General features: G+C 58.6%; 12 protein-coding genes. 7 read left to right on the forward strand and 5 right to left on the reverse strand.

Annotated elements, in window-relative coordinates:
* The first annotated feature begins 280 nt into the window (after positions 1–280).
* The 4 genes from BV034_RS12970 to BV034_RS12985 are packed head-to-tail and all read left to right on the forward strand — an operon-like array spanning position 281 to position 3,870.
* On the forward strand, positions 281–1,117 hold the full coding sequence (locus BV034_RS12970) for a prephenate dehydrogenase/arogenate dehydrogenase family protein (protein WP_265592945.1): 837 nt from the start codon (positions 281–283) through the stop codon (positions 1,115–1,117).
* Between the two features lie 55 nt (positions 1,118–1,172).
* Positions 1,173–2,552: a 3-phosphoshikimate 1-carboxyvinyltransferase gene (aroA, locus tag BV034_RS12975; RefSeq protein WP_050027437.1), complete on the forward strand. Its 1,380-nt coding sequence runs from the start codon at positions 1,173–1,175 to the stop codon at positions 2,550–2,552.
* Between the two features lie 2 nt (positions 2,553–2,554).
* Positions 2,555–3,262, forward strand: coding sequence for a (d)CMP kinase (gene cmk / locus BV034_RS12980; RefSeq protein ID WP_050027438.1), 708 nt, complete (start codon positions 2,555–2,557; stop codon positions 3,260–3,262).
* Positions 3,259–3,870 (forward strand): lysophospholipid acyltransferase family protein, encoded by a 612-nt coding sequence (locus tag BV034_RS12985; RefSeq protein ID WP_050027439.1) that lies wholly within the window; start codon positions 3,259–3,261, stop codon positions 3,868–3,870. The genes cmk and BV034_RS12985 overlap by 4 nt, the downstream gene beginning before the upstream one ends.
* 92 nt (positions 3,871–3,962) lie before the next feature.
* On the opposite strand, the gene BV034_RS12990 is transcribed toward BV034_RS12985, so the two are convergent.
* Positions 3,963–5,396, reverse strand: a complete 1,434-nt coding sequence (locus tag BV034_RS12990; RefSeq protein ID WP_050027440.1) for a TerD family protein — start codon at positions 5,394–5,396, stop codon at positions 3,963–3,965.
* Between the two features lie 269 nt (positions 5,397–5,665).
* On the opposite strand from BV034_RS12990, the gene BV034_RS12995 reads away from it, so the two are divergent.
* Positions 5,666–6,001: a hypothetical protein gene (locus tag BV034_RS12995; protein WP_050027441.1), complete on the forward strand. Its 336-nt coding sequence runs from the start codon at positions 5,666–5,668 to the stop codon at positions 5,999–6,001.
* A 123-nt stretch (positions 6,002–6,124) separates the two neighbouring features.
* The gene (gene dnaE, locus BV034_RS13000) at positions 6,125–9,592 is read left to right on the forward strand and encodes a DNA polymerase III subunit alpha (protein ID WP_050027442.1); all 3,468 of its coding nucleotides are present in this window, start codon (positions 6,125–6,127) and stop codon (positions 9,590–9,592) included.
* 287 nt (positions 9,593–9,879) lie between these two features.
* Here dnaE and BV034_RS13005 read toward each other — a convergent pair whose 3' ends face one another.
* Positions 9,880–12,111 (reverse strand): FecR family protein, encoded by a 2,232-nt coding sequence (locus BV034_RS13005; RefSeq protein ID WP_050027443.1) that lies wholly within the window; start codon positions 12,109–12,111, stop codon positions 9,880–9,882.
* Positions 12,112–12,184: 73 nt separating this feature from the next.
* Positions 12,185–13,162, reverse strand: coding sequence for an outer membrane beta-barrel protein (locus BV034_RS13010; protein WP_050027444.1), 978 nt, complete (start codon positions 13,160–13,162; stop codon positions 12,185–12,187).
* Positions 13,163–13,315: 153 nt separating this feature from the next.
* On the opposite strand from BV034_RS13010, the gene BV034_RS13015 reads away from it, so the two are divergent.
* A complete protein-coding gene (locus BV034_RS13015; RefSeq protein WP_265592946.1) occupies positions 13,316–15,469 on the forward strand; it encodes an adenylate/guanylate cyclase domain-containing protein in 2,154 nt (717 codons plus the stop codon).
* Here BV034_RS13015 and BV034_RS13020 read toward each other — a convergent pair.
* Together BV034_RS13020 and BV034_RS35995 are read right to left on the reverse strand one after the other, a co-directional pair.
* Positions 15,459–15,767: a hypothetical protein gene (locus tag BV034_RS13020; RefSeq protein ID WP_063768774.1), complete on the reverse strand. Its 309-nt coding sequence runs from the start codon at positions 15,765–15,767 to the stop codon at positions 15,459–15,461. The two genes, BV034_RS13015 and BV034_RS13020, sit on opposite strands and share 11 nt — an antisense overlap.
* Before the next feature lie 766 nt (positions 15,768–16,533).
* A partial coding sequence (locus tag BV034_RS35995) for a hypothetical protein (protein WP_265592947.1) occupies positions 16,534–16,811 on the reverse strand: 278 nt, incomplete at its 5' end.

The raw sequence follows: 16,811 nt of genomic DNA on the forward strand, positions 1-16,811 counted from the left end.
AAGCCAAGCCGGAAAACATGGTGGATGTGCGTGACTTCACCCCCGGCCAGAAGGTGCGCGACCCGCGCACCGGCAAAATCTTCCTTGTCCCGTAAGCGTCCCGGGGCGATAGCAGAATTTGAAATGGGCGCGTTGGGTTCCAACGCGCCTTTTCTTTCCCCGGCAATCGCCGCCGCTGAGTGCCTGAGTGACAGGGAAGTTGTCATCCCAACGGCCCGACCCTCCTGAACGCTTTTCCTTTGTTTCGTTGAATACCTCGCTGCCACTCCACATCGCTGTCTTGGGCCCCGGTTTGCTCGGCGGCTCCATGCTGATGGCGCTGCGTGCGAGCCTCCCAGGTGTGCACCTGCGAGCCTGGGCTCGACGACCTGAAGCGGCCGCAGTGCTCACAGAACGCGGCTTCTCTGATTTCGCCTCCACCAAGCTGGAGGAGGTCCTTCAAGGGGCAGGCCTTGTGGTGCTCTGCACACCTGTGGAGACCATGCCTGCGCTGGCTGCCGAGATGGTGGCGTTGCAGGGCGTGGTGGCCCCGGATTGTGTGGTGACGGACGTAGGCAGCGTGAAGGCAACTGTCGTCACGGCACTGGAAGATGTCTTTGCCCGTTCCACCTACCGGTTTGTAGGCAGCCATCCCATGGCGGGTTCTGAACGTGCCGGCCTGGAGGCCGCCCGTCCGGATCTGTTCCAGCGCGCTGCTTGCCTCATCACCCCCACCTTGTTCACGGCAGAGTCGGCTCTGACCACGGTCCGCGCTTTCTGGGCCTTGCTGGGCTGCCGGGTGCTGGAGATGTCGCCAGAGGAGCATGATCGCAAGGTCGCCCGCATCAGCCACCTGCCGCACGTTGCGGCGGCGGTGACCGCCCTGGCAGCGCTTCATGAGGATCCCTCTGCGGCAGCCTGTGCCGGGAATGGGTTCCGCGACACCACCCGGGTGGCCGCAGGGGATCCTGCTCTGTGGACGGGCATTCTCCTCGAAAATAGGGATGAGGTTCTGGCCTCCGTTCAGGCGGCCCGGGACCTCTACAATGAACTGCTTGCGATCCTCGAAAACGTGGATGACAGGGCATTGCACCACTTCCTTCAGAACGCGAAAACCCTCCGTGACGGAGTGGTGTGAACCCGGCGAAATTCGCCAGCTTCGGTCAGTTTTCTTTTCATACGCCAACACCTCCATGTCCCAGCTCAAAGTCCGTTCTTTGAAACACGTCCCCACCGAGCTCATTGTGCCGGGGGACAAAAGCATCAGCCACCGCGCGGTCATGTTTGCCGGCCTGTGCGAGGGCACGACGTTGATCGAGAACTTCCTTTCCAGCGATGACTGCCTTTGCTCCCTGGACGCCATGAAGGCCATGGGGGCGGAGTACGAGGTGCTCCAGACCGACAGTCGTGGCAAGCCGGTGAAGCTGACCGTCACCGGGCATGGCATGCAGCTGAAGGCTCCCTCGGAGACCATTGAATGCGGCAACTCTGGTACCACGATGCGGCTCATGTCCGGCATCCTGGCGGCCCAGTCTTTCACCTCGACGATGGCGGGTGATCCCAGCCTCTCCAAGCGCCCGATGAAGCGTGTGGCAGATCCGCTCAGCCTGATGGGCGCGCGGCTGGAAGGGCAGGGGGAAAAGATCTCGGCTCCGATCACCATTCACGGTGGCGAACTGGAAGCCATCACCTACACGCTGCCGATGGCGAGCGCGCAGGTGAAGAGCGCGGTGCTTCTCGCGGGTTGGAACACACCCGGAAAAACCACCGTCGTGGAGCCCGTCACCACTCGCGATCACACGGAGCGCCTTCTGGCCCACTTCGACGTGAAGGTGGTGCGTGATGGCCACGCGATCAGCATCTATGGCGGGCAGAAGCCCCAGCCCAAGGACTTGTTCGTGCCTGGGGACATCTCCAGCGCCGCCTTCTGGCTTGTGGCCGCTGCGGCCAGTCCTGGGGCCAGCCTCACGATCAAGAAGGTGGGACTCAACCCCACCCGCACCGGCATCCTGAACGTGCTCGTCCGCATGGGGGCCCGCATCAACGACACGGTCGAAACCAGCGACGGTGAACCCTGTGGTCACATCACCGTGCAAGGCGGGAATCTTGTGGGCACGGAGATCGGTGGGCTGGAGATCCCCAACGTGATCGATGAACTCCCCATTCTGGCAGTGGCCGGAGCCCTGGCTCGGGGAGTGACCGTGATTCGGGATGCCAAAGAGCTGCGTGTGAAAGAAACGGATCGCATCGCTGCCGTGGCGCGAAACTTGCGCCTCATGGGCGTGCATGTGGAAGAGTTTGACGATGGCATGGAAATCACCGGCGGACTGGACCTCCATGGGGCCGAGCTGGAGAGCTACGGTGACCATCGCATCGCCATGGCCTTCGCCGTGGCCGGCCTCTTCGCAGAAGGTGTCACCACCATCAACGAGACGGAGTGCATCAGCACCTCCTACCCCGGCTTTGAGAAACATCTCGAACTCTTCCAGCGTGAGCCGCTGGATCCCGAGACGACCATCCCCGTCATCAGCAGCATTCCTTCTGAGGTGAGTGAACGCCTCGCCAAAGACTGAACATGACGACCCTCGACGAATCCACACCCAAGGTGGTACCCCAGGTGATCGCCATAGACGGGCCTGCTGCCTCTGGAAAGAGCAGCGTGGCGCGGGAACTGGCGGCCCGCATCGGCTGGACCTATGTGAACACCGGTAACATGTACCGTGCCGCCACGCTGGCAGTGATCCTGGCGGAAGCGGATCCCACGGACGAAGCGGCGGTGTTGGAAGTGATTGATCGTACGAAGTTCACCTGTCCGGTTCAGGAGGGGCGCAGTGTCATTCTGGTGAATGGTGCCGATGTGGAAGGGGAGCTGAACTCCGAGCCGGTGAACAAGGCTGTCTCTCATGTCGCTCGCATCCCCAAGGTGCGTGAGCTTCTGCTCGATCTCCAGCGTGGTCTCGGCCTCGCGCAGCCCGCGGTGATGGAAGGGCGTGACATCGGAACCGTGATCTTCCCCGATGCTCCTTGGAAATTCTACATCGATGCCTCTGAGGAAGTCCGCGCAAAGCGTCGCGGCCTCCAGGGGCTCACGGATTCGGTACGCGATCGCGACCGGATGGATTCCACGCGGAAGACCGCACCGCTCATGGCGGCGGCAGATGCCGTGGTGGTTGATAGCTCAGAAATGAATCTCGCAGAAGTGGTCGCTCATGTGCTCGCCCTTCTGGCATCCCGGAGTTTCCCTGAAACGGGTCCGGTCCAAGCTCCTGTAGCATCCGCATGAAACTCTCTTACTGGTTGGGCTATCAGACATTCAAGACCCTCGCCCGGGGATTCTTCAACTATCAAGTCATCGGTGGTGAGAGGCTGGATCTGAAAGGTGGCGCATTGATTGTCTCCAATCACGCGAGCTTCGTTGATCCGCCGGCCGTGGGCATCGCGCTCGACCAGGAGATCTTCTACCTTGCAAGGAAGTCGCTGATGAGCAATGCCGTATCGCGCGCCATTTACCGCGCGTGGAACTGCATCCCGGTGGACCAGGACAAGCCAGACATGGGTGGCTTGAAAGCCGTGATCCGCCAGCTCAAGCTGGGAGAGAAGGTGCTGATCTTCCCGGAAGGTTCCCGCAATCTGGACGGGAAGATGCTGCCCGGTGAACCCGGAGTCGGGTTGATCGTGGCCAAGTCTGACGTTCCCGTCATCCCCGTGCGGCTCTTTGGTACGCGGGAAGCGCTGCCTCGCGGCGGCTCCATGCCAGCCCCTTCTGAAGTGACTCTCGTGGTAGGGGAGCCGTGGTACTATGATCCCGCCAACTACACTGAGACTGGCAAGGATCTATACAGGAAAATCAGCGAAGACTTGATGGCGCAGATCGCGGCTTTGCAGCTCTAGCTGGGAGCGGTCCAGCTGCACGCTGTGACCGTTCTCGCGATGCCAGTACTCGCTCAGACTGGCATCGCTGACGCGGTTGGTCCCTTTTTTTCCTATTCGATTTTCAAAATGTCCTGCTCCAGCGCGGCCTTGATATCGGCTGTGTCGAGATTGATGCCGGTGTCTCTCGCGATAAGGGTGCGGATTCGGCTAAGCACATCGTCGTGCAGGATCGCTCCAATCAGGCTCTCAGTGGAGAGGGATCGCCGGATCTGCCACAGTCTTTCCAATGGCGTTTTCCGTACGATGCCGTTTTTCGAGATAAGGGTCAGATAGTGGGCGGCGTCTTCGGAGAGTCCCTTGTTCAGATCGATGGTGAATACCAGGTGCGGCTCAATCTTGTCGGTTGCGGACACCCGATAGAGTTTCCACGTGATGAGGTTGGTGAGCAGCGCCCATTTGATCCCCGAGTAGGCGGCGTAGCTGGTGGCCTGAAAAATCTGCTTCTGCTTCAGGGGCGCTCCAATGCGTTTGACCTCAATCACCACAGAATCGACTCCGCCTGGCGAGAGCACGTAGTCCGCCGTGCGACCTTGTATCTTGTGCTCTGGTTTGATCTCCTCAAGACTGTATCCCAGCACTTGCTGCAGGATACGATCAAGCAAAATGCGGGTGCTGCTTTCGTTCGCGGCGTTTCTCAAAGTAAGGCCGATCTGGGGGAGAAACGGTTTCATCGCGCGGGCAATCTCCTCAGTCTGCGCCGCCAGGATCTCCGAGCTGGATCTGCGCTTCTTCTTCGAGAGTGAGGGGAGATCTGTACTGAAACCATCTGTCAGGCTGGGCGGCGCTTTGCCGCTGCTGATGCTTGGAGGCACAACTTCAAAATTGGCTGTCTCATTCGCATCGTCTTGTTTCGCAGGTGGTTGATCATCCGCGTCCGTAGCCATCTCCAGGTGCACCCCAAAGCCGGTGGCGAGCGATGCCAACCCGCCCGCGAATCCCTGGCCGATTGCCCGGAACTTCCAGTCGTCACCCCGCCGATAGAGCTCACTTACCTGCAGTGCCGTTTCTGTCGAAAACTCGCCCACTGCTTCAAAGCGGACTGTTTCAAGATTTTGTGTTCGATTGAGGACGCGGAGATAGAGCTTCTTGATGCATCCGAAATTCTGCCGTCTCTCTTCGGCACCATGCAAAGTCAGGCAGAAGACGATCCGATGAATCTCTGCGGGGATCGCCTCCAGATCGATTGAGAATCGGACGTGGTCCGAATCCGTATCCTCGGAGCTTGAGCTCGCAGACTGCCCGGAAGAATTCTCCAGAAGGCAGATGAACCGGCTCTCCTCGTCTGATGGCTGATTGTAGAAAATGAAGTCGGCTCCCCGCCGAACCTTCCCGTCTTCGCCCAGCAGGAAAGCGCTCGCATCGACATCGATTGGACTGTTGAGGCCAGGGGTGGCGCTGAATCCAAGAGCCACAGCCAGTTTTCCATCGGAATGTTCTTCGGAGGACAGAGAAATGTTCCCGCCTTTGGGTAGAGTGATTGGCATTCAGCACCCTACGCACATCGGTGGTTCTTTCGAGAAATTTACCACCTTTGCATCCACAAAAATCTCTTTTTTGATGGAGCTAAGGGATTTTCTAAACTCTGGATACGTGAGTTGCTTGGCCCAGAAACGGTGTCAAATCTGAGAAAGGCATAATGTGCAATTGATAAAAATATGGGTCTGTGTTTATTTTGTCACAACAAAATCCTCACATAATCGTTTTACACAAAACGTCGCCTTTACTGGAGGCATAATCTCACCCCTGATCTGGTATGAAACGATACACGCTGGGCATTTGTGGCGGCGTCAGTGTAGAGAACCCAACGGAGCGGGATATTCGAGAGGCTGTATTCGCACTCGATTCCCGGGAAGGGGATGCTTTCCTGATTCTTGACCAGTTGGAGGACGGGACATTCTTGCAAGCCAGCGGGGATCGTGATGTGGGTTTTGAACTCGCGCATCAGGATTCGACCTCACAACAATTCCGGGCCAAGCGTGATTTCAGCGCGGGCGAGATCGTCCGGAAGTTCACCTCCTTTTCCCAGGGGAATCCGGACTGGAAGAACGGAATGGAGTGGGAGTTCCTGGGGAAGGCGGAGATGGCCTAGAGGGTAGGGCTGTCGGGGGTGGATGCTGCTGGCTCTGAGGGGGGCGCCGGACTGAAAACTTGAGTTTAGTTCCAGGTCCGGGAGCCTTGCGCGGACCTGTTTTCTGCCCTATCTCAAAGGGACATGTCTGCCTCTTTCGTTCATCTTCATCTGCACACGGAATACTCGATGCTCGATGGGGCGGTGAGGATTCCCGATCTGATGAAGAAGGCCAAATCGCTGGGCATGCCGGCGGTGGCGATGACGGATCACGGCAACCTCTTTGGGGCCATCGAATTCTACCAGGAGGCCAACAAGGCCGGGGTCAAGCCGATCATTGGGTGCGAGATCTACCTCGCTCCCGGATCGATGTGGGAGAAGAAGGATGTGACGGGCCGGAAGCGCAGCTCGCACCTCACGCTCCTGGCGGCCAACAATGAGGGGTATGCGAACCTCGTGAAGCTGGTCACGCTGGCCCACCTGGACGGCATGTATCACAAGCCGAGGGTGGACAAGGAGGCTCTGAAAAAGCACTCCGAGGGATTGATCTGTCTGAGTGGGTGCATCAGCGGCGAGATCAACGAGTTTATTCTCACTGACCGCGAGGATGAGGCCCGCAAGACGGTCCAGGAGTTCATTGACATCTTCGGGAAGGACAATTTTTACCTCGAACTTCACAACCACGGCATGGCCCAGCAGCAGCGCTGCATGCTGAAGCTGCGTGAGTTTTCCAAGGAGTTTGGCTTGAAGATGGTGGCGGCCAATGACGTGCACTTCCTGAACAAGGAGGACCATGAAGCGCATGACGTCATGATCTGCATCGGCACCGCAGCCAACGTGCATGATGAAAAACGGCTGCACTATTCTCCTGAGGTTTACTTCAAGACGGCCGAGCAGATGCGGGAGCTGTTTGAAGACTTCGAAGAAGCCTGTGATACCACCCTGGAGATCGCGGAGAAGTGCAACATCAAGCTGAAGCTGGATGCCTCCAGCATTGAGAAGTACCCCCAGTTCCCGCCACCGGAGGGTTTGACCCGGGAAGGCTACTTCCGGCAGCTTTGCGAAGACGGCATGATTTTCCGCTACGGGGAGGAGCGTGCCAGGAATGATGAATCGCTCAGGGAGCGTCTGGACTACGAACTGGGGATCATCAACAAGATGAACTTCACGTCCTACTTCCTCATCGTGTGGGACTTCATCAAGTGGGCGCGGGACCACGGCATCCCGGTGGGGCCGGGCCGTGGATCGGCGGCCGGTTCCCTGGTGGCCTACTCGCTCGGGATCACGGATCTGTGCCCCATCCGTTTCGGGTTGATCTTCGAACGTTTCCTGAACCCGGAACGTGTGTCGCCTCCTGACGTTGACATCGACTTTTGCCAGACCCGCCGGCCGGAGGTGATCGAGTACGTGCGCCAGCACTACGGAGAGCGCTCTGTGAGCCACATCATCACCTTCGGCACCATGGGTGCGAAGAGCGTGGTGCGTGACGTGGGTCGCGTGCTGGGCTGGAGCTATGGGGACGCTGACCGGCTCTCCAAGATGATCCCGACGGAGCTGAACATCGATCTGGAGTCCGCCGTCGAGAAGAACCCTGAACTGAAGGCGGCGCTTGAAAACGAGAGCAGCACCCAGCAGCTCTGGCAGTATGCCACCTTCCTGGAAGGGATGACCCGAAACGCCGGCATCCACGCGGCGGGCATCGTTATCGGAGACCAGCCGCTGGACAACTTCATTCCGCTGACGCGGGGCAGTGAAGGGGAAGTGGTGGCCCAGTTTGCGATGGGCCCGCTCACGGATGTCGGCATGTTGAAGATGGACTTCCTAGGGCTGAAGACGCTCACGGTCATCAAGGATGCCGTGGACTTCGTCCGGCTGAGGTTCCCTGACTTCAACCTGGATGCGGTGCCGCTGGATGACAAGGTGACCTATGAGATGCTGAGGAAGGGCGAGACGATCGCAGTGTTCCAGATGGAATCTGGCGGCATGGCTCTCACCTGCCGGCAGCTGGAGCCGGACAAGATCGAGGAAATCATCGCTCTGCTGGCCCTCTACCGTCCGGGGCCGATGGACCTCATCCCGGACTTCATCAAGCGTAAGAAAGGGGAGCAGCGCGTGGAGTATCTCCACCCCCTGCTGGAGGACGTTTCCAAGGAAACCTATGGCATTCTGATCTACCAGGAACAGGTGCAGAAGGCGGCCAACCTGCTCGCCGGCTACTCGCTTGGTGCGGCTGACTTGCTCCGCCGCGCCATGGGTAAGAAGAAGCCGGAGGAAATGGAGAAGCAGCGCGTGATCTTCGTGAAGGGCTGCGGTGAGACCAACCAGATCCCGGCGAAGAAGGCGAACGACATCTTCGACTTGCTCGAAAAGTTCGCCGGGTACGGCTTCAACAAGTCGCACTCTGCTGCCTACGGCATTGTCACCTACCGGACGGCCTACTTGAAGGCGAACTACCCGGTGGAGTTCATGGCCGCAGTGCTGTCCTATGAAGTCAACAGCACGGACAAGCTGGCGGGTTTCGTCTCCGAATGTCAGCGCATGGGCATCACCATCCTGCCACCAGATGTGAACAAGAGCTCGCTCAAGTTTGCGCCGGAGTGCATCGAGGGCAGTGAGGTGCCCAATGCCATCCGCTACGGCCTGGCGGCGGTGAAGAACGTGGGGGAGGCTGCCATGGCCGCCGCCATTGTCGAGCGCACGAAGAACGGACCCTTCACCAGCCTTGAGGACTTTTGTGCGCGGGTGGACTCGCGGATGATCAACAAGCGCCTCATGGAGCCGCTCATCAAGGTGGGCGGGTTTGACTGGACGGGACAGGACCGTGCCGGCATGTGCTTCGTGCTGGATGAGGTACTCTCCAATGCCTCAAGCCGGCAGAAGGAGAGGAAGGCGGGCATGGTCAGCCTGTTTGACGATGACACGATGGGGGCGACGAAGAACACTCTTACCAAGTCTGCGGGCCCGCCGCCGTGGAAGAAGGAAGAGCTGATGGCCTTCGAGAAGGAGCTGCTTGGCTTCTTCGTCTCCGGTCACCCGCTGGACAACTACCGCCACATTTACGAGAGCAAGTACATCACCCGGATCGCTGATGTGCAGGAGGTGAAGGAGGAGCGTGTCAGCCTCCGCGTTGCCGGCCTGATCCAGCGCCTGGAGGTGAAGTACACCAAGAAGGACAACCGTGCCTTTGCGACCTTCGCCCTGGAAGATTTCTCGGGGACGGTCGAAGTGATTTCCTGGAGCGAGGGTTACGAGAAGTTCAAGGATCTGCTCGTGGATGGCGGGGTCATCGGCATGAAGGGCCGTTGCGAGAAGGACTCCCGTTCGGAAACCATTCGCATGACGGTGCAGGAGGTGAAGCCGCTGAAGCCCGTCAAACCGGAGAAACCCAATGGCAAACCTAAGCCCCTGGCTCTCTACATGGACGTGCTCAAGCACGGTCCCAAGGACCTCGATGCCATTCACAAGATCCTGATGGATCACCCAGGCGAGACGCCAGTTCACCTGCGCATCATGACCGCTTCTGGGGAAGAGGCCGTGCTTCGCGTGGGCCGCTCCCTGAATGTGGAGGTGAATGACAAGCTGCAGCAGGCGCTCAAGGCGTGGGTGAGGTGAGGGGGCATTTGCTGCCCAAGAAGCTCGTCTGCACCTGCCAAGGCCCGCGTTCCACGTTCTCACGAACGCCGCCACAAACACCCCAGACCTCAATGTAGCTGCACTCGTGAGAGTGTGGTCAGGCGACAAGTGTCCCAGCGTATTCGCCCCCGCTTCTGCACGTTCAACCACCCCTCCACCCCCCCCAAAAAAAAGGACAGGCATTCCCGAAGGAATTCCTGGCCCCAGAGATCTCGTGCTTCTAAGCGGCGACTTCAAATAACCTTCTTCCCGCTCCCCACTCCTCCTTACGGAGGGCCATTCCGCTGGGCAAAGGGCTTGACCGTGACAGGCGTTGTCGTGTTGTACCCGCGCTTGAACTTGCCGTAGGCATTGCCCACGTCGTTAAACTTCGGATTGTCCGTGTAAACGTTCGGGATCTTGTTGTAGCCCGGCTTGAGCGTCACCACCTTGCCTGTGGCGATTTCCACCGTGGCCCCAGCAATGCTGATGTACTTGCCCTGGATGGTGGAGTTGTCCACGAAGTACACCCGGCCGTTGGCACCTTCCGCAAAGAGGCGGACGACCTGGTCACCGTTCAGGTAGGAGTTGCCAATGCGGAGTTCACCATTCGGCCCCAGTGCGCTGATCTTCAGCACATCCCCTGCATTGATGTAGGAGCGGTCCAGCGTGATGTTGCCCTGCATGGCTTCGATCTCGATGTTCCGGGCCTCCAGCGTGGACTGGATGACGCTGATGTCTCCGCCGATAGACTCGAGGCGGAGCAGGGCATCGTGATCCCACCAGTTGCTCAGCACCTTGAGCTCAGAGGAGTTCGTGATGTTGATGTGGCGCTTGGCGGAGATGGTCAGGTTTTCCTTGGCCGTGATCTTCTTGTTCCCGTGGCCGTAACCATACCCATAACCGTAGCCGTAACCGGAACTGGTTTTGCCCTTGATGTTGACGTCGCGACCAGAGGCGATGTTGATGTTCTTGGCTGCGACATCGTGCTCGATCTTCACGTCCTGGCCAGCGCTGACGAGGAGGTCGCCCCAGATGGCAACTTCACCCAGAAGATTGACGTCTGAGGTGGAACCTGCAGCCACCAGCGAGAGATCCACCCAGCCGCCGTAGATGGCGAACCACTTCTCAAGCTCGATGTTGCCCTGATTGGAGAAGAGGACAAGGCTCTTCAATCCACTGTACCAGAGGTTCAGGGAATGCTCGTAGCTGACGGCATCATTGCCCGGGCCGAAGCTGTTGTCCCTGGCCAGGCGGATGTCGCCTTCGGCGGCGAGGATCACGTTTCTGACCCCGGATGAACCATACCCGAAGCTTAAGGTGGTGTTGGACGGGTACTCAAAGTAGGGAGTGCCGTTGATCAGCAGGCTGCCAAACTTGAATGCGGCCCATTTGCCATCGCCCTTGGATTCCAGATAGGGCTGGAAGGCGGTGTTCTCCACTGGGAGAGTGCGGCCAAAGCCGAAGTAGGTGAAGGGGGACTCCACGGTGGCATCGTAGATGACGCCCTCAGACGTGATGGTGGAGTTGGGCCCGCTGTTGTAGGCCGTGACGTGAGGATTGGTCTGAATGAGGGAGTTGTTGTTCAGCACCGTGGTGCCAGAAATGAGCGGCTGGAAGCCCTGGAAGGGGGTGGGGGTGGTGCCGGGAGGTGGGGTGTTGTTGTTTCCCGGAGGCGGGTTGTTGGGAGTCGTCGGGGGCGGGCTGGTGTCTTTAACCTGGACGTTCTTAAAGAGGTTCAGGCGAGTGTCGTTGGTGAGGCCGACAAGGGTGCCACGGCCGGGAAGCACAAAGCTGGTGGCGACCAATTTGCCCTTCTTGATCTCCTTCTGCTGATCTTCCACTGCCTGTGCGACCTGCATGAAGTTGGGCATGCCGGAGTCGTTGCCGCTGATCAGGTTGGAGGTGGAGAGGAGGAGCTTGAGATCAACGTCTACCGGTTCGGGGAATTGGATTTTGGCCTTCTTCGTGTTGCCAGCCTTCATGTCCTCCGCCTTCATGACGATCATCTGCCCGGCGTTGACGCTCCTGAAGTTGGACGGGTTCGAGTTGTCAATGAGATCCACGGAGCCCTCGATCACGATCAGCTTGATGAAGCCGCCGGGAAGGTACTCAAAGAGGCAGGTGGTGCCGGTGACGGCGGCGGTGACGGCGGCCGTGCGGACCTTGGCCCCGCCGATCTTCTTGGGCACCTGAAGCAGCAGCACCCCCTCGTTCAGGTCCAGCGTGCGCTGGTCTCCGCGCAGGGTGAAGCGGGAGTTCGCGCCCAGACGGGTCAGCGAGTTGTCAGGAAACTTGAGCTCGGCCCGGGATCCTTCGCCGGTGGCCACGGAGGTCACGGGGTCAATTTCACCGCCTACGGTGGCGTCCCTGGGAGCGACGTTCTCCTTGAGGACTTTGACGTCCTTAAAGAGCCGGGTGAACTCCGCCTTGGTGTAGCCTGCCGCAGACAGGCTGCCCGGCAGGAGCGGCGTGACTCCGGCGATTGCCAGGAGCAGGAGAGTGGGTTTCGATTTCATGGCGGGTGAGGGAAGCTGGCTTGGCGGAACTCGGAGGTCAGGTGAGGGGATGAGAACGATCGGCCGGCGATTTCTAGAACTTGAACTTCAGGGCAAGGGAGGGGCCTGCCAGTTGAGCTTCATAGTCGAAGGCCGGGCGGTTGCTCTCGTTCAGGCTGAAATTGTAGCTGGCTGTGATGTCCAGGCACTCGTAGGGCTGCCAGGTCAGACCGATGCCCCAGTTTTGGTACCAGTCCTGCCGACCGTCGAGATTGAAGTAGTCATAATAAGCGAGGCGATAGGAAACGCCAAGAAGCAGATCGCGCATGATTTTGTAAGTGTATCCGAACTGGGCGGAGTACTCGTGGCGTTGCAGGACGTCCGGCTCGGTATCGAGTGCGAGCGAGGCAGTCAGGTTGACGTTGAAACTGTTGAGGCGGTTAATCAGAAAGGACTTCTGGATGCCGGCCTTCAGATTGTGGGTCTGGTAGATGGCGGAGTCGCCGATGTCCTGCGTGATGCGCTGGTAGTAGTAGTGGACGTGCAGGATGGAGTTGGCCAGCTCCGGCATCAGCACCAGGAAGCCCGCTGCGGCCTCGCCGTCCTCGTAGTCGAGCTCGCTGAGGCTGTCATACCGATAGATGTGCTGGCCTGCGTACACATCGCCGTAGAATCGGCCATAGAGCTGCTGCTGCCAGCTCAGGTTCACGCCTCCAACAAAGAACCAGTCGTCGATTTCGCCTTCGCTCACGTTGGCGGCATTGTCTGTCCAGTATCCGCCCGAGTCCAGCCAGGCACGGAAGGGGTAGGACTTCTCTTGCCGCTTCAGGATGAGCTGCGCACCCAGATCGCTGTCGCCAGGAGAAGCGGGGGCGTACGCGTTGTCTTCTTCCAGCCCGGCGGAGGCGGCAGCGGCCTGGCTCTTGATCAGGGCCTGGCTGGCGGCGTCCGGGTTGACTGCGGACGAGGCGCGGGCCGGGTCGAGGAAGGTTTGCGCTGAGGCACCTGTCCCCCAAATGAAACCGAGACTTAGGGTCAGTAGTGAGAGGTGACGGGAGAAGGCAGGGATCATGAGTGTGTGGTGAGGAAAATTTGCGATTGGGCCAGAAGATGCGCAAAATGTGCCAAGATGAGAAACTAGAGAGCTTTTTTGGCGTTGTCCAGCATGGAATGGACGCCGGAAAGCAGGATCCACACCAGTTGCCAACCCCACTCAAAACACTCCGTGTCCGAACAACGTCGCCCGAACACCCTTTCTAGCGAAGCAACAACTTCGACGCAGTGGCTCATCTTGCCGCTCATGCTCGCCGTGGCAGGCATTCTGGCGGTGGCCTACAGCGTAGGGACCACGCGGCGGGCCTTGGATTCGCGCGACCGGGTGGTCCTTGACCAGTACCATCGCGAGGGGAGGAAGACGCCGGTCCGTGACGATATCGTCATTCTGGGGATCGATGATGTCAGCATCAAGCTGGACAGTGTGTGGCCAGAAGACCTCGAAGTGTCTCAAGCATTGCAACAGATGCAACAGCGGTACCCTTATCCGCGGCGGGTTTGGGCGCTTCTTGCCGACCGGCTTTTTCAGGCTGGGGCGAAGATGGTTTTCCTGGACCTTACTTTCTCCAAGAATGATCCAACCCCCGACGATGACCGCCTGCTTCATGAGGCGGTGGAGAAATATTCTGGCAAACTGATTCTAGGGGCGAAGTATGACAAATTCCAAGCCCGAGGAATGTCGCAGGTATTGTTGGCGGCCCCAGTTGAAGCGGTAGTGGGCCCTGGTGGCATGGCGAAGCACCATGTGGGGTATCTTAACTTTTTCACTTATGGAGATGACGTGGTGCGGACCTTGATGCCACGCGTGACCGCAGACAAAGCAGAGGGAATACTATTGGGAGAGGCAGGTCCTCCGAACCCTCTGGAGCAACCGCTACCTCACGTGACCATCGCGTTGGCAGAGGGGGTGCAACCGGGAAGCTCGCAAAACCTTCCCGAACCCGTGGCCATTCGCTTTTGCGACAGTGCTTCCTATCAAGAGGTGTCGTTACACGAGGTGTTCGTTGATTCCTTGTGGAAAAGCAATTTTCACGATGGTGCCGTCTTCAAGGACAAGATCGTGATGGTTGGGGCGTTTGCCACCCATCTACAGGACTTTCAGCGCACCCCTTTGGGCGAGATTGCCGGGGTGCAGTTGCACGCGCACACGCTTTCCGCCTTGATGGCGGGAGAATTTTTGACTGGCGCCCCGTGGTGGTGGATCGTGGCATCCCTCGGCACTGGTTTCATCCTGGCATGGGTATTGATCGTTGCAGTCAGACAACCCTTCGTGATTCTCATTGGCTTGGTGGCGGTCACTGTGTCGGTGTACTATGGATGCGCCTGGGCATTCGACGAGTTGGGCAGGGAGGTTTCCCCGTTGCCCTTCGGCCTTGCTCTGAACCTCTGTGGACTGACTGGGCTTGCGGGAAACTACTATCTGAAGCTGAGGGAGTCGCGCAAACTTTCGCGTTTCCTGGCGCGCTATACCTCCCCAGAGCTGGTTCGTGAAATGATGCGGGACCGCGAGGGAATCTACACAACACTGAAAGGCCGAAAAATGATGGTTGCCGTCCTCTTTTCAGACGTGCGGGGGTTCACTTCGAAGTCTGAGCAGATGGAGGCTTCGGACATGGTGAGGCAATTGAACGAATACCTCAACTCCATGGTGGCCGCAGTGGTTCAAAACCGCGGCATTGTCGACAAATTCATTGGAGATGCGGTGATGGCCCTCTGGGGAACTGTCAACTCAGACGGAGACGAGGAAAATGCCTTGAATGCAGTTCGTGCAGCAATGGCCATGCGACGGTCGCTGGCGAAATTGAATGCGGATTGGACCAATAGAGGCATGGATACATTCCAGTTCGGAATCGGCATCCATCAGGCAGAAGTCGTGGCAGGAAACATCGGCAGTGACTCCCCGCATGAAAAAATGGATCTCACTGTCATTGGTGATGGGGTCAATCTGGCCTCACGCCTGGAAGGGGTCACCAAGGAGTACGGGGTGGACCTGGTTGTCAGCGAGGCGGTGCGCTCCAAGTTGGGTGGCGCATTCCTGCTTCGCTCTACCGATCTCGTACAGGTTAAAGGAAAGAAGGTGCCCACGGATGTGTTCGCCGTTTTAGGGGAGGAAGGGACGCAACGTCCGCCGGGGCTGGAGACGTTTGAGGACGGTGTCAAAGCATACCGTGACGGCCGCTTCACCGAGGCATTGGGGCGCTTCAACCAGGCTGCAGACGAAGGGTTGGGGGACACCCTCACTCACGTGTATCAAGAGCGCTGCGAACACCTGATCAAGAACCCGCCGGAGAGCTGGACTGGCGTGTACGAGATGACTAAGAAATAGCCATCCCAGACTCCGCCATCGCCACCACCTCACCGGAGATGATTTTTGGCGGTTGGGAGATCAGTGCGGCGACATTCTTCATCACCCAGGCGGCTGCCAGGTGGTTCGAGGCAAGTGCGCTTTGTTCATCCTCGAAGATGCTCACGGCGCTGATGTCTCCGTCTCCCTCATCCACCGCGTAGTAGGCGATGAACTTCGGTGCCTGGCTGATCGTGGGAAGAAACTCCTCGTTGATCAGATCAATCAACCTCTGGGTTGATCCTGGGTGGATGCTATAGCGGCGGATGGTCACATGCATGGTTGTTCCCCCTATTGTTTTTTGTAACGGACGGCCGTTTCCATGAGCCTAAGAAGGGATGCGGAAACGTGTCAATACTCTTTTCTTTCGATTGGAATCTTTAATCTGCGTTGATAAAAACGAGGGGGGAGGGGGACTATTTCAGGCGGGTTTCCCGACCAGGAAAAAAAATTCCCGCTTTTCCAACGCTTCAGCCTGGCAGTGCCCCTTCCAGGGTGGGGGGAGTGTGTTGCAGTTGTTGCGAGTGTTGCAAAATTTGGGGCCGACTTTGTGGGGGCGGTAGGAGAGGCGCGCGACTCAAACTGATTTGCCGGCACGCCCGCCGGGTGTCCGCCGGGGACAGACCGGTTTAAGACCCCGTTTTGGCGACCTCAAGGGGTTGAGGAACCTCTGGACCTTGATTCTGCGACTTTGGACTCAAAAGGTCTTCACTACAGATTGCGCCGTTTTGCGACCTTCCGTGGCATCGCCAGCGGTGGGTCTCAGAAACCGTGGGTCTGAATAGGTGATGCCTGCGAACATTGGCGCGGGATCGAAGCGCCTGTAGCGCAGACTGGCAGTCTGCTATGCCGCCGATTGGCAATCGGCTGGGGCGCTTCAGCGGAAATGTGTAGTCTTCCCTGTAGAAGTCCCAGCCACTGTATCCCCGGAACCATACCCGGAGGCAAGATCCCACCTCCTTCTCTCCTATAGGTAATGGGGAGGAGTTCAGGCGAATGGCGGATTCTGAGTCGGCCAATCGTTGCCAGAGGGTTCGATGCCGGGTTTATGGAACTACATCGCCAGTTCTCCTTCGATTTGGAGATCTCAAGCCCTCCGTGAGGCAGAAATAGACGGTGCCTCCAACGCCCATTGCCTTCAAACCGGCATCAAGCAGGTCAAAACGGACCCCAGAGGGGCGATTTAGGCGCCGTTTGAGGCAGTATTCGGCGGTTGGATATTCCTTACGATGAAGCAATTGGCGAAAGTTCAGTGCTCGCCACGGGCCCTGGATCGAGAAACTGCCTGCGTGGCGGGCAAAGTGTTCGGAAAACTCAGAAGAAA

Source organism: Verrucomicrobium sp. BvORR034 (genome assembly GCF_000739635.1).
Classification (GTDB): Bacteria; Verrucomicrobiota; Verrucomicrobiia; order Verrucomicrobiales; family Verrucomicrobiaceae; genus Verrucomicrobium.